Raw genomic sequence first — 12,262 nt, forward strand, 5'->3', positions numbered from 1 at the left:
TGACGACGATATGCTTTGTCCGTTACATTCCAGCCAGTTATCCATATCTTCCGGATTTGTTGCAACTGGCCATGAAATGATGGTCCCGACCGGGACGCCACCGGAGCCTTTGGCCTTGACCTCCACCCTCGTGGGGTCGAAGCTGGTGGCGTCAGCGCCGAGAGCCGGTTGAAATGCCAGCAGCGGCAACAGGAAAAGCCACAGAACCAGCGGGTAGGCGCGAAATTTTTGCATCTGAAACCTCTAGGGGAAAAGGGCTGGCCAAGCGGCCAGCCCAGCAATGAGGGCTACTTCAGCTCAAAGAGCTTGCCGACAGCACCGACCACAATTTCAAGTAGATAGAGTTTTTCAAGTATGGTGGCATCGTCATCTTTGTCATCAGCCTGCTTTTCCGTGGCTGGCGTTTTAACGCCAGAGAGGTTCAGCAATTCTGTCAGGCTGAAGGTCCAGACAAAGCCGGGCTCACTGTCCCGTTCCATGCTGATCTTGAGCTTGGCGATGGACAGGCCTGCCTCAAGGCCAGCATCCACACTGGCGTTATCATTCTTGACGACGACCTGGACAGCCTCATCGCCCCGATTCCCGGCCAGCGTCACCTGACCGGCGTCAGTCAGCGTGTAAGCATGCCCGTTCCATTCGACCTGAGCGCTGCTTTCATAAATCTGGCGCAGTATCTGCTGGGAATTGGCATCGGTTTCCAGCCTGCGGGGCGTGACGCCAAAGGAAGTGGCCATGAGATCTTCCAGATGGAGCAAAAGGCTCTTGGCGCTGCTGGCAACAAGCAGCAAACCGGAGTGCATATTCATGGCCACGTCCACAATGGCCGGAGCGGGTTCAACGGCCGGCAGCAAACGGAGCTTAATCTGTTCCTTCAGCTCCGCCTTGCGCTTCCGGCTGATGAATTTTTGTTCTCCGTTGGCCAACGCGGCTTCCTCTTCCTTGATGGCTTCCGCATAGTGTTTTTTGAATACAGCTCCAGGGATGGCGCGTTTATCCACGCGCAGGGCGAAGCAGAGCCACTCTCCCTTCTCAGGCGGAGCGCTTTCCCAAGCCGTGTCCAGCATGGCGTCGATACTGGTCCAGCCCATAGCCAATTCTTCCGTCTTCAGCTCATCAATGGGGCGGAAGGCATGGCGTTTCAGTTTTTCCGCCGTGACAGCAGCGGGATTGTCGATCATATAGACCGTTAGATCCGTTGTGGTACTCAGAATGCCGGGCATTGGATTCTCCTTGTTGTGATCACTTTTTGGAAAAGTCCGGCTTGCCGCCCTTCTCGAAGAAGGAAGCCTTGCAGGCCGGATAGCCTGAGCAGTTAAACACCTTGAAGGGCTTGCCCGTCCTTTTGCTGACACGCTCGAAGAGCCGCAACGGCTTGCCGCAGTCCGGGCAGGCGAAGCCGGAATCCTTGGGGGCCTCACGCGCTACGGGTTTTCCGTTGACATTGCTGAAGCTGGCTCCGCAGTCCGGACACTTAAAAAAATCATAGCTGGAACCATCTCTCCGGTTGCCCTTCATGTGCTGAAGAGGCTTGCCGCACTTTTCGCAAGGAATCTCCGTCTGTTCCGGCCCGGCTCGCTTAGCACCAGGCCGTCCACGATCATCCGGCAGAAAGACGGGTTCGCCGTCCGGATGCAACTCCTTGCGGAAGCAGCACCAGTAGGGGCCTTTCTCGCCAGTACGCTTCTGGAGCGGTTTTTCGCAGACCGGGCAGGGGAAAACAGGCCCGTCCACCTTGATGACGGTCTGACCGGAGAGCAACGGCTCCAGTAGGCTGGGCAGGATCTGCAACTGATCCGCCATGAAGGCCTCCAGGCTTTCTTTGCCCTCGGCAATGGCCTGGAGGCGGCTTTCCCAGCGGGCCGTGGTCACGGGATCCTTGAGACCTTGCGGAGTCAGGTCGATGACCTGGCCGGCAAGGCGCGTTGAGACGAGCGCCTTGCCTTGCGGCGTGATGTATTTACGCTTTTTGAGGGTTTCCAGGATCCCTGCCCGCGTCGCTTCCGTACCGATGCCTTCATTTTCTCGTAGCGTCGCTTTGGCAGCGGCGTCTTCCACAAAGCGGTGGATGTTGGCCATCGCCTCAATAAGACTGCCTTCTGTAAAACGCGGAGGGGGAGAAGTCTTTTTCTTCAGTGTGGCCACATCCGCGCAGGTCACGGCATCATTCTGTGCCACGGCGGGCAGGGCCTGTTCCTGTTCTTTTTCCGTAGGCTCTTCCTCTTCTTCCCGCGCCACTTTCGTCCAGCCAGGATCCGTGACATGCCGGCCGGCGGCTTCCCAGAACGTATCCGCCATGCCGACACGAATCTTCTGGGAGACATAGTGCATGGCCGGATAGAACTGAATGATGTAGGCCACGGCGATCATGGAATACAGGTCGCGTTCGGGTTCAGACAGATCCACCGGTGTTTCACCGGTGGGAATGATGGCGTGGTGAGCCGTGACCTTCCCCGTATTCCAGGCGCTGGACTTTATTTTGGCGTCAGCGCCCTGGGCAGCGGACTCCAGACCGGGCACGGAGGCCAGAGCGGCCAGGACGCGCCCAGCGTCGTCCCATTGCTCCACCGGCAGATAAGAACAGTCCGAGCGCGGATATGTGGTGAGCTTCTTTTCATAGAGGCGTTGGGCCGTGTCCAGGACCTGCTGGGCCGTCATGCCCCAGCGCGCGGAAGCGGCTTTTTGCAGACTGGAGAGGCAGTACGGCAGTGGCGGGGTTTTCTGCTTATTTTCTTTGGTCACGGAGGCAATATTGCCTTGCTGGCCGCGAACCTTACGGATGACGGCCTCAGCGGCAGCCGGATCCATCAGACGCCCTTGCGCGTCCAGCCCGGCCTGAAGTTCGCCGGGGATGAATTTTGCCAAAAATTCTCCGGCGGGATGCGCAAAACGCCCCTGAAGAATCATGTAGTCTTGCGGCTTGAAGGCCGCAATCTCTCGGTCCCGCGTCACGACCAGATTCAGCACCGGCGTCTGGACGCGACCCAGAGAAAGCGTGTCGAAGATGCCGGCATCGCGGCCCATGTTGGTCAGGGCGCGGGTGGCGTTCATGCCGATGAGCCAATCAGCTTGAGAGCGGGCGCGGGCCGCATCGCGGAGCGGCGTATACTTGCCGTTGTCCGCAAGACCTGCCAACGCTCTGGCCACGGAACGGGCGTCCAAGGAAGCCAGCCAGATCCGCTCGACCGTCCCTTGGTAGCCAAAGTGCTCCAGAACCTCATCGACCAGAAGCTGACCTTCCCGGTCCGGATCGCCGGCATTGACCACCATGTCAGCCCGGCGCAGCAGGCCTCCGATCACTTCTACCTGATCCGCGCTGCTGTCTTTGGGTTTGACACGCCAGGAAGAAGGAACAACAGGCACCACACTCCAACTGGACCATGAAGGATCATAGTCTTCCGGATTACACAGCTCAAAGAGATGGCCAAAGCACCAGGTTACAATGTCGTCGCCGCAGTCGATATAGCCGCCGCATCTTTTGCTGGAGCCCAGGCTATCCGCAATGGCCTGCCCCAGAGAGGGTTTTTCCGCAATAAAAAGCCGCATGCATTCTCTCCCTATTTAAAGCGTATTTTGTAAGTACATTCTCTGAAATCATACATGGCATCGAACATTGCATAAATGTACTCTGCCGTATGGCGCTGGCCTCCTATATCAAAAAAATTTACACAAATTTTGAACCTTATTCCCTTCAGAATATCCATGAGTTCTTTCTCACTCCGCTCAAAAGCCCTTTCCGTTACCATGTGGACTATCTCATGGAGATAGTCCGGGAGCCGCGCCTCCATGGCGTTGTCCAGTCCAGGAAAAAGATATTTGATATGCACGGCACAAGGCAGGGAGAGGGTATGAGATGTAATGGCTCCATCATCCAGAATTGATTCGATTTTCAGACAGTCGCCTTCTTGCTCAATTCGGATGTTCTCAGGCTGTAAATCCTTGTTGAGAGCGGGCAGAATTTCTTCCAGCGGGACGGAAATGCTCACAAGGACATCTTTAGCCACGCCCAGCCCCACGTTGCAGATTTTAATCTTGGGGACCTGCTCGGATTGAGTAAAAACAGGGATGGAGCAGGCAATATCCGGCAGGTAAGAGGCTTCACGCTGTTTCTGCATTTTCCGTACAGTGCGCCATGTGGCGACAGCGGAGGCGCAGGCCCCTATCCCGGAGAGCATGGCCGCAACTGACGCGAAGAGAGCGGTGTCCATGAAGATTCCTCACTCAGAAAAGAAGATTTCTGTAAGAGCTGAAACGGGCCGTAAAACGGTTACGCAATGCGGGCAGAAGTCCCTGTTCCATTCGTCCACGTCGAGATCTCTCTGGAAGCCTTTGCACCGGGCATTTTCAATGCGGGTCCGCACCTGCCCGAAGAGATCCGTGATTTCCTGATCTGTCATGGTTTCTCCATTTTGCCGTCCGGCTAATCCACCCAGCGTCCGCCGTTCATGACTTCGCCCTCGTAGTGCGCGGCCACCTTCCAGGTATATTGGTGGGCGTCGTATGCGCGACAGTATCCGGGCATGGTATTGTCGATATAATAGATGACCTCCTTGTGGCAGCGCTCTTCTTCCGGCAGCCAGTATCTCTTGTCGTCACAGACGATGATGACCTTGCTGCGTCGCATGACCCGGTTGAGCACCGATGCGCTGCACTGGCCGGCGGCATTGACGATGTTTTCCACGAGGCTGGGCATGCCTTCAGCCGACGCGGAAGGGCATTGGTTCAGGAAATTACGGCGAGCCCGCAGGGTATCGCCCCAATCATCATAAGAAATGCTGAAATAGCGACTGAGGGAGCGGGAGCATTCCCCAGGACGCTCCCCGCTGGAAAGGCAGAGTAAGGCTTCGCAGGCCAGGCCCACATCCCCGCCCAGCACTTCGTCTTGAGCGTGGGAATTTTGTGGGAAGCTCCAGAAAAACAGCGTCAGAAGGCAGATCAGATAGCGCATGGACGTCTCCTTGATTAGGCATTACCGCCGGAGTTCTCTCGTATTTTTTGCGCCAGTTTGCCGCCCTTGGTATTACCTACTGCGCCTTTTACTCCGGCTCCGGCCATTTGGGCGGCGCTCTTGCCAAGGGTTTGGGCAGCCGCGAAAGGCGTTTTAACGCCCATGGCGTCGCTCAGGGAGCGTCCGCCGCCTTCAGAGTTGCCGCCCTGGCTTCCACCAGCGGCCTGCATGGCAGCCCTGACGGCGGATACCGCTCCTGCACCCCCCAGAGCACTGGCGACTGAAGCGGCGGCTGCGCCGGTGACGGCGGCGGAAGTGGTCATGGCCGCGCCCACGGCAGCGCCGGCACCGAACGCGCCTACACCCATGGAACCGACGCTGGCTCCAGTGATGATGCCGGCCACCATTGCGGGCAGCTTGTCCACAAGCAGCAAGAGTGTTAGGGAGAAGACAAGCAATATAGAAAATTCATTAAGATTGAGGTCATCAAGTTTCGCCTTGGTGGTCGCTTCATTGATGATTTCCGTGCCGACTCCTACAAGGAGTGTCATGGTCATCAATGACGCTCCGAGGCCGAGAACTGTCTTGAAATAGTTGATGGCCATGTCCGAGGTCCACTTGGAGCCGCCGAAGCCCAGAAAGAAGATGCCCGCATAGGCCAGTATCCATGCCGCGCAGAGTTGCAACAGCATATTGATGCCCACCAGGGCCAGCACGATTAGAACCCCGGCAGCAAGGAGTAGCACGCCTAGGGAAACAAGAGGCTTGAGGGCGTCGAAATTAGATGTAGCTTTATCGAAGACTTGAAAACCAATGTCCACAATGGATGAAGGGGTGACTCCAGGCATACCCGATGCTGTATTCCCTAACTGCCGTAATGAATCTATGATTGCATCAGCGATGGCAGGGCCATTATTTAGGAGCCAGAGAAAAAATCCGCAAAAAGCACAGAAGCGAATCAATTCACCGAGGATTTCCGGAAAGGAAGAGCGGTGAAACATAAGCGGAAAGAATGTCCAGACAATGCTTATGGTCATTAGCGCCAGAAACAGCCATGTGGCCCGTTCTTGGATGACAGAGGTCCACGAAGTTGCCGCTGTTTTATATTTTTGCAGCACGGTATCTAATACATCAGCATTATCCAAGGCTGCAAAGCTGATGTCAGTACTACAAATTAGGAGAAACAATGTGATGCTCAAAAAAATAATGGCTGCTATTTTCATGGTCAGTTTCCTTGCTATGATCGGTGGCTGCAATGAAACGCCAAAATCCACTTCAAAGAAAGAAATTACGGAGTCAGAACGTCAGGCGAATACTGATAAGGCCCTTGAGTCGCGTTATAAGAAAAGTTCTGGGAAAGTATGGTGATTTCCCTTTACCAAACTCTACCACTGCTTTTCTTATAACGACTTTCCAGAGCCTTTTCCGTCGCGGCCTTTTGCCGTGCTTCCCTTGCGGCATCGGTCTGGGCCTTGGCATTTTCCGCCGCCTGCTGGGCCATGAGCAGGGCGCGGATCTGAAGCATCTGGTTCGCTTGGTGTCCAGCGAGCTGGTTCGCGTATTGAATGGCCTCCAGGCGGCCCTGGGCCGTCTGGGCGTTGCGTTGAAGGGTTTCAAGGTTCGCGGCATCCTCTTTTAAGGCGCTCTGTTGCTGCTCCAGAGTGCGCGCCACATTGTCATTGGCGTATTTCTGGGCATTGAGGCCCAATTCGTCAGACTCCGTGAAGGCCTGACGTTGGGCCGGTGTGAGGCTTTCCGAACCGAAATAGGGAGAATCGCGGTAGTAGTTCACGTTTCCGAATTTTTTCAGATAGTTGTCCAGACTCCCGCTTTGCTGGCTGTAGTAGCCGAGCTGATCTTGCAGCTCCAGCAGCTTGTTCATGGTGCGCTGGGCCTGTGCCCAGACATAAGCGGAAGGCGCGAGCGAATTCTTGATCTGGTCCTCGTACTGCTGAAGCTGGAGCGTATATTGCTCAATCTGCTTCAGCGTCTGCGATACTTCTTCCAGAGCGGAAACGGTGTTCTGTGTCATGTTGGAGGCGTCAAAAACAGGGATGCCAGCGCTGTGTGCTGGAGATGCCGGAGCCAGCAAGAGGAAAATTAAGAGAAGAAAGGCATGTTTTTTCATAGTAACCTCAAATGCTTTTAGTGGAGGGTTTCCGATGGAATGTTTCAATCATCCTGGGACACAAGCAGCAGGGACATGTTCACAATGTGGTAAGGGCCTATGCGCATCATGCATTGAGCAGCTTGGTTCTCCAATTTGTAAACAATGCTTAATAACAGAGTTCTCTGCTTTAAAAAGAAAATATTGTGTAGAGCTATCAATAACCGCGATCATTTTCTTTGGCGTCCTGGTGCTATTTTTGTTTTCTGAAAGTAAAAACCTTGAAGCCGGACTTTTTTTCGCAATTTTTGTTACTGCTGCATATTGGGGCAGAAGTGCATTTGCTGATCCCCAAAATGTAAAAATGAGTGCATCAGTATATGGCTTTGGAAAAATTTTACAATTATTCATAGCTGTTATCTTTGGCGTTGTGATAATGCCTTTTGCGATATTTAAACGTATAAAAGAAATTATTGAAATAAATAGATTATTAAAAATGCAAAATACATAATACCCAGTTCTCATTCAAATGCTCATCGCCACATCAATAGAGACATTGGTTTACATTTGCTGTGTAGTCTTTACAGATTTGGCGGTGAGCAAAGAGAGATTGGCCTCTGTACGCGAAAATTAGTAATTGCCTCATGGCGTAGCTGCTTGATTTTTCTTTTCTGCTCAGGATGCTGAAGTAGAGTGAGGCCATGCTCTAAACAAAGTTTGATGTGCCCCAGAATGGAATTTATATTATTGATATATAACTGTGGATTATTTTCTTCATGTAGTGGCATAAAAAATGACGGTACATTTCCAATATTCATATGAGGAGAATATTTCCCAACGCCATAGCATATTTCTATAAGCTCATTCCCCATGCAGGAGTTTTCAATTTGAATAAGTTTAATCAGAGATTTACACATGAGTATTTCTTCTTCAGTTGCAATATCAAATGTATATTTTTTAGTTTCAGTTCCTGCCAAAACAACAAATAATTTTTCAGAAGAGCTTTGCATACTTTTTACCTCGATTATTTGTGCCCGGCACGCCACTGCCAGGGCGGAGTCGGCTTATCATCGCCCCAGAGTCCCTTTTGGGCCTGACGGGCAGTCTTTTCTTTGTGCTTCCATTGCATGCAGACCGGCTTGCGGCAGAAATGGTCAAAAACCCATGCGGCACCTGACTCCACGAGCCGATCCTGAATCGTTGCGCCGTCCGCCAGTCTCACAATGGCCACGGTGCGGCCATATTTGTCCGTGTCTACGGGGTCTATTCCCACAACTTTTCCGCATAAAAGGGCTTTGGCGGCCTGCGACGCCTGCTTTCCATAGGGCTGGGCCTTTTCGGGGCAGTCCACGCCATAAAGACGGATGACGGATTTCTTTTGCTGCTGAATAACTGTAAATGTATCGCCATCAATAATTGTGGATACCTGGGCGCTAAATGAGACATCTCCGATTGTAAGGCGATTAGATAAAGCAATGCCTGTCGTCAATATCGCCATACCAAGAGAGAAAAATATCAAAATACGTGCCATAATCATTTTGCTGCTCAGTAGTTAAATGAGCTGTAGGGCTCTTTGAAACGTATGTCCTTTACCACCATGACGTTGAAGCGATAACCGGGACGGACCTCCAGCGTTGGCGAAATATTTAGGTTCTTCCTGAGCATTTCGGACATGGCGCTGCCCATCGTCTGGCCAAGCGCTTCACTGAGCGCGTCACCGGCACGTTGCCGGTCAGAGTCAGAGTTTAAAGAACCCTGATCCTGGCTCATGGAAACAGCGGCAATGACGCCGGAGAGTAGGAAGGATGAGCCGAAGATCCGCCAGTAGTGATTGTTCACCTGATCGTTGAAACCGCCATAGCCCGCACTGTCCGCTCCCGGCATGGCCTCAATGTCCAGGGCCTTGCCGTCAGGAAAAATGAGCCGCTGCCAGGCCATCAGGATGCGCTGCTGTCCATAGGCCACGCTGCTGTTGTACGAGCCGATCAGGCGCGTTCCCTGCGGAATGAGCAGATATTTGCCGGTGGCCGTGTCAAAGACATTCTGGCTGACCTGAGCCATGACCTGGCCCGGCAAATCAGAATTGATGCCCGAAATCATGATGGCCGGGATCACAAATCCCGCCCGTAATTCATACGGAGACGCCGGCGCTTCCACCTGGCGTTGCAACGTCCAGCGATTGTCGCGGTTGAATTGTCCCAGGCTGTTGTCTGGAACGCGCTCGGACGTTCCCGTCAGAGCGCTGGCGTCTCCGGCCCCCATGCCGACGCCTCCGGCCTCTCCCCGGATCTGCGCAAGGCGTGCCTGATAGGCGGCGGTAACATCATTGCCGGCATTGACATTCATTGAACGCTGGACTTGCGGCCTCCCCGCAGTTCCTCCGCCCTGTTCCGGCATTTGCACTCCCGTCTTGGAACGTAATCCAGCCTGGAGAGCCTGGAATCTTGCATTCCACAGAGCCGATTCTTCCGTGCTGGCTGGCCGCAGGGGCTCTGCCTTTGTCGGAGTGCCGGGAGCGGCTGGAAGATCCGGGAGTTGTAATTCCGGCTGCACGGCAACCGGAGCTTCCGGTGGCGCGGCTTCTTTTTTGAGGGCATTCGGGGGAATCAGTCCTCCATCCCCCCACGGTCCGGTGATTTCACCGGCTTGGTTAGCCGCGCTTGCTCCCTGCTTCTGCGCCTGTTCCTGCTCTTGTTGGGCGCGCTCTTCCGAACGCTGCATCATGACGTGGCCAATGATGCCCAAAAAGATGGCAAAAAAGACGACACCAATGACCAGCGGCAGGTTATTGAGGCTGCGAACCCCCCGGCCTTCCGGAACGGCGCTGGCGTCAAGCGGATCCTTGGCCGCTGGTTTATGGAAAAGCTGGGCGAGCTTCATCCTATTTTTCCTTGGTAATGGTCACTTTCGTTTGATTGCCACCGACTCCGGCAATAAGAATGGCCTTCTCGAAAACGTCATCCACAATGTAGCGATCTCCCTGAAGACGATAGTTGGCCATGACCGTTTCACCGCCCCGAAGAAGCAGCAGTGTGGGGGCTTCCCGCATAGCCTTTCCCATCTGGATGATGGTTTTCTGTCCATCATTGTATACGCGCACAGGCTTCCAGGAAGCCTTGCCCTCAATCCGATAGTTGAAGTCAAGGTTGTCCATGTACTCGCCTGTTTCGGGAAGCGTCTTTTCTTTACGGGCGGTTTCCTGCTTGTTTGTCTGCGATTGCCAGCGGGCCATGACCGCGCCTGGATACACAAAAGAGACTTTTGGCATGTATTGCTGGCGATCCGACTTGAGTCGGATGTGATATGTGCGTTTATTGGTGGTAGCCACGAGGGAGGTTTCCAGGCCTACGTCCGTGGGTTTGATGATGATATGCTGCACTTCGCCGGAACCGGAACCCGTGAGCGCCGGTTCCAGGAGCCAGCGGGCATTGTCACCGATATGCAGGGAGTTGAGGATCTCACCGGCTTCCAGCTCAATATCCGTCACCTGCATCACCGCGCAGACGATGGAAGGCTGGGTTGCGCCATAGATAAAGCGCACGGAACCGTCCGGGCCCTGGACGGGCTTGAGGTTGCCCCCGCTCTGCCATTTCTGAGAAATCTTCAGAGCTTCCCGCTCCTGCGGCGTCAAGACGGCTCCCGCCCCGGTCCCGAAGTACAGATCATCCAGCGGAGGCAGATCCGGGGCCTTGCTCGCGGCAAGAGCCGGCGACGCCAGAGAAAGCGTCAGAAGAGTCAGCGCAATATGCTTTTTCATTTTGGCGTGCTTCCTATTTTTGGTTCAGAATCTTTTTCACATGTCCGACCACAGATCGCGCATAAGCGCGGCCCCGTTCCGGATTCTTATGAAGGGGCGTGTGGTAGTAGGCCACGGCCTTCCAGTTGAGGCCGTGCCGGTGAATCTCCTGGGCCGCCAGGATCCAGACGCCGATCTTGACGTTATTGGCCGGCTCCAATACCTGTTCCAGCGGCCAGCCGTATTTTCTGACCCAATACGAATTCACCTGCATGATGCCCACGTCGAAGGAGCGCCCGGCGCGCATGGCCCACTGCGCATAGCGCAGGGCTTCTTCCTTGGAGCCGGCCCGCACGTCGCGGCCTGAGATATTGAGTATCCAGGGCTGACAGCCGCTTTCCTGGCGGGCGATGGCCAAGGCCAGCACCTTGGGCACCTGATAGCGGGCGCAGGGCGCGTCAAACAGCGGTTCCAGTGCTTGCTGGCGGTCCTGGAGCGCGCCGGCATGGGCCGGGACGGTAAGGAGTGACGCCATAAGCAAAAGCAGCGTGACAGTCAGCCTCTTGCAAGATTGAGTATATGCGGGATAATATTGCTTCATCATTCTACCTGTCTGGAGACACTGCTATGTGGTTCTTTACTCCAAAGAAAAAATCTCTTGATGATGCTGCGATAAAAAGCCTTATGTCCGTGAGCAGCCAAAGAAATTTAAAAAACTTTCTTGAGGCTGAGAAAAATATGTTTGATCATCTCAAAGCATTTATTACTCTTTCATTTTTACTGAATACTGGATGCCTCGGTATATTATTCAAATTTCGACCTGATTTAGAGGCCATAATATATATCCTATCCATAGGAACGCTTTTATCTATGATTTCATATGTGTATGCATTTAAGTTTTTAAATGCATCCATGAATTTATTTTTTAATTATGACTATATAGATTTTATGAAAATGAGGAGAAAAGCGTACGTATCTTCATATGTTGGTGTATTCTTTTCTGTCCTCTCATTTGAGCTTTCATTATTTTATTATATATATAAAAATATGCTCATAACAAGCCAGTAAACAAATGCAAGTATAATTATATCTGTAATATTCTCATAAAATGAACTCTTATAAAACAAATCTACAATTCCAATATTTCTGAACCATGAAAATTTTTGTGCCAAAAAATGTAGCAGAAATAACACTACAGGGAACCCTAACCATATCATAATTCATTCCTTATGGCGTTGTAGCTTCTTGCTTCACACACATTGCCAGCACCATGATCCGGCCATAGTCGTCAGCCGGATAGACCCAGCCTTCGCCATCGGCACCATCCAGCCTCTTATTGCCGGTCTGGACGCGCATATGGACCTGCCATTCCGTATCCGAAAGGGACGTGGCCCAGGTCTGGAAGGACGTCAGAGGCGGCGCTTCCGGCCCGGCTTCAGCGATGGAGGGCGAGGTAAAAACGGCCGGAGCCGTA

14 protein-coding genes and 2 pseudogenes are annotated in these 12,262 nt (G+C 53.3%); 2 read left to right on the forward strand and 14 right to left on the reverse strand.

Going from position 1 to position 12,262, the window contains the following annotated elements; genetic code table 11:
• From KH208_RS14025 to trbJ, 8 genes and pseudogenes are all read right to left on the reverse strand, one after another.
• Positions 1-234: pseudogene (locus KH208_RS14025) on the reverse strand (tail fiber protein); the annotation flags it as partial.
• A 53-nt stretch (positions 235-287) separates the two neighbouring features.
• Positions 288-1,220: a recombination-associated protein RdgC gene (gene rdgC / locus KH208_RS14030; RefSeq protein ID WP_291437312.1), complete on the reverse strand. Its 933-nt coding sequence runs from the start codon at positions 1,218-1,220 to the stop codon at positions 288-290.
• A gap of 19 nt (positions 1,221-1,239) precedes the next feature.
• On the reverse strand, positions 1,240-3,543 hold the full coding sequence (locus tag KH208_RS14035; RefSeq protein WP_291437314.1) for a DNA topoisomerase 3: 2,304 nt from the start codon (positions 3,541-3,543) through the stop codon (positions 1,240-1,242).
• Between the two features lie 11 nt (positions 3,544-3,554).
• Positions 3,555-4,205, reverse strand: coding sequence for a hypothetical protein (locus tag KH208_RS14040; protein WP_291437315.1), 651 nt, complete (start codon positions 4,203-4,205; stop codon positions 3,555-3,557).
• Positions 4,206-4,214: 9 nt separating this feature from the next.
• Positions 4,215-4,394 carry a hypothetical protein gene (locus KH208_RS14045; RefSeq protein WP_291437316.1) on the reverse strand — a complete coding sequence of 60 codons (180 nt, stop codon included), beginning with the start codon at positions 4,392-4,394 and terminating at the stop codon, positions 4,215-4,217.
• 23 nt (positions 4,395-4,417) lie between these two features.
• Positions 4,418-4,945: a TrbM/KikA/MpfK family conjugal transfer protein gene (locus tag KH208_RS14050; protein ID WP_291437317.1), complete on the reverse strand. Its 528-nt coding sequence runs from the start codon at positions 4,943-4,945 to the stop codon at positions 4,418-4,420.
• Between the two features lie 14 nt (positions 4,946-4,959).
• Positions 4,960-6,168 (reverse strand): P-type conjugative transfer protein TrbL, encoded by a 1,209-nt coding sequence (trbL, locus tag KH208_RS14055; protein WP_291437319.1) that lies wholly within the window; start codon positions 6,166-6,168, stop codon positions 4,960-4,962.
• A 152-nt stretch (positions 6,169-6,320) separates the two neighbouring features.
• Complete coding sequence (gene trbJ / locus KH208_RS14060) at positions 6,321-7,073, reverse strand: P-type conjugative transfer protein TrbJ (protein WP_291437329.1); 753 nt, start codon at positions 7,071-7,073, stop codon at positions 6,321-6,323.
• On the opposite strand from trbJ, the gene KH208_RS14065 reads away from it, so the two are divergent.
• Positions 7,000-7,563 (forward strand): hypothetical protein, encoded by a 564-nt coding sequence (locus KH208_RS14065; RefSeq protein WP_291437331.1) that lies wholly within the window; start codon positions 7,000-7,002, stop codon positions 7,561-7,563. The two genes, trbJ and KH208_RS14065, sit on opposite strands and share 74 nt — an antisense overlap.
• Positions 7,564-7,633: 70 nt before the next feature.
• On the opposite strand, the gene KH208_RS14070 is transcribed toward KH208_RS14065, so the two are convergent.
• Genes KH208_RS14070 through KH208_RS14090 form a run of 5 tightly spaced genes read right to left on the reverse strand, consistent with a single transcriptional unit; the run spans position 7,634 to position 11,323 of the window.
• Positions 7,634-8,062: a hypothetical protein gene (locus KH208_RS14070; protein WP_291437320.1), complete on the reverse strand. Its 429-nt coding sequence runs from the start codon at positions 8,060-8,062 to the stop codon at positions 7,634-7,636.
• A gap of 14 nt (positions 8,063-8,076) precedes the next feature.
• The gene (locus tag KH208_RS14075; protein WP_291437321.1) at positions 8,077-8,583 is read right to left on the reverse strand and encodes a thermonuclease family protein; all 507 of its coding nucleotides are present in this window, start codon (positions 8,581-8,583) and stop codon (positions 8,077-8,079) included.
• 14 nt (positions 8,584-8,597) lie between these two features.
• Positions 8,598-9,932: a TrbI/VirB10 family protein gene (locus KH208_RS14080; protein ID WP_291437322.1), complete on the reverse strand. Its 1,335-nt coding sequence runs from the start codon at positions 9,930-9,932 to the stop codon at positions 8,598-8,600.
• A gap of 1 nt (position 9,933) precedes the next feature.
• Positions 9,934-10,809, reverse strand: coding sequence for a P-type conjugative transfer protein TrbG (gene trbG, locus KH208_RS14085; protein ID WP_291437324.1), 876 nt, complete (start codon positions 10,807-10,809; stop codon positions 9,934-9,936).
• A gap of 13 nt (positions 10,810-10,822) precedes the next feature.
• On the reverse strand, positions 10,823-11,323 hold the full coding sequence (locus KH208_RS14090) for a lytic transglycosylase domain-containing protein (protein ID WP_291437326.1): 501 nt from the start codon (positions 11,321-11,323) through the stop codon (positions 10,823-10,825).
• A gap of 44 nt (positions 11,324-11,367) precedes the next feature.
• On the opposite strand from KH208_RS14090, the gene KH208_RS14095 reads away from it, so the two are divergent.
• Complete coding sequence (locus KH208_RS14095) at positions 11,368-11,856, forward strand: hypothetical protein (protein WP_291437327.1); 489 nt, start codon at positions 11,368-11,370, stop codon at positions 11,854-11,856.
• Between the two features lie 159 nt (positions 11,857-12,015).
• On the opposite strand, the pseudogene KH208_RS14100 reads toward KH208_RS14095, so the two are convergent.
• A pseudogene (locus tag KH208_RS14100) lies at positions 12,016-12,262 on the reverse strand (shufflon system plasmid conjugative transfer pilus tip adhesin PilV); the annotation flags it as partial.

It is taken from the genome of Desulfovibrio sp. (genome assembly GCF_018379785.1).
In the GTDB taxonomy this organism is placed as follows: domain Bacteria; phylum Desulfobacterota; class Desulfovibrionia; order Desulfovibrionales; family Desulfovibrionaceae; genus Desulfovibrio.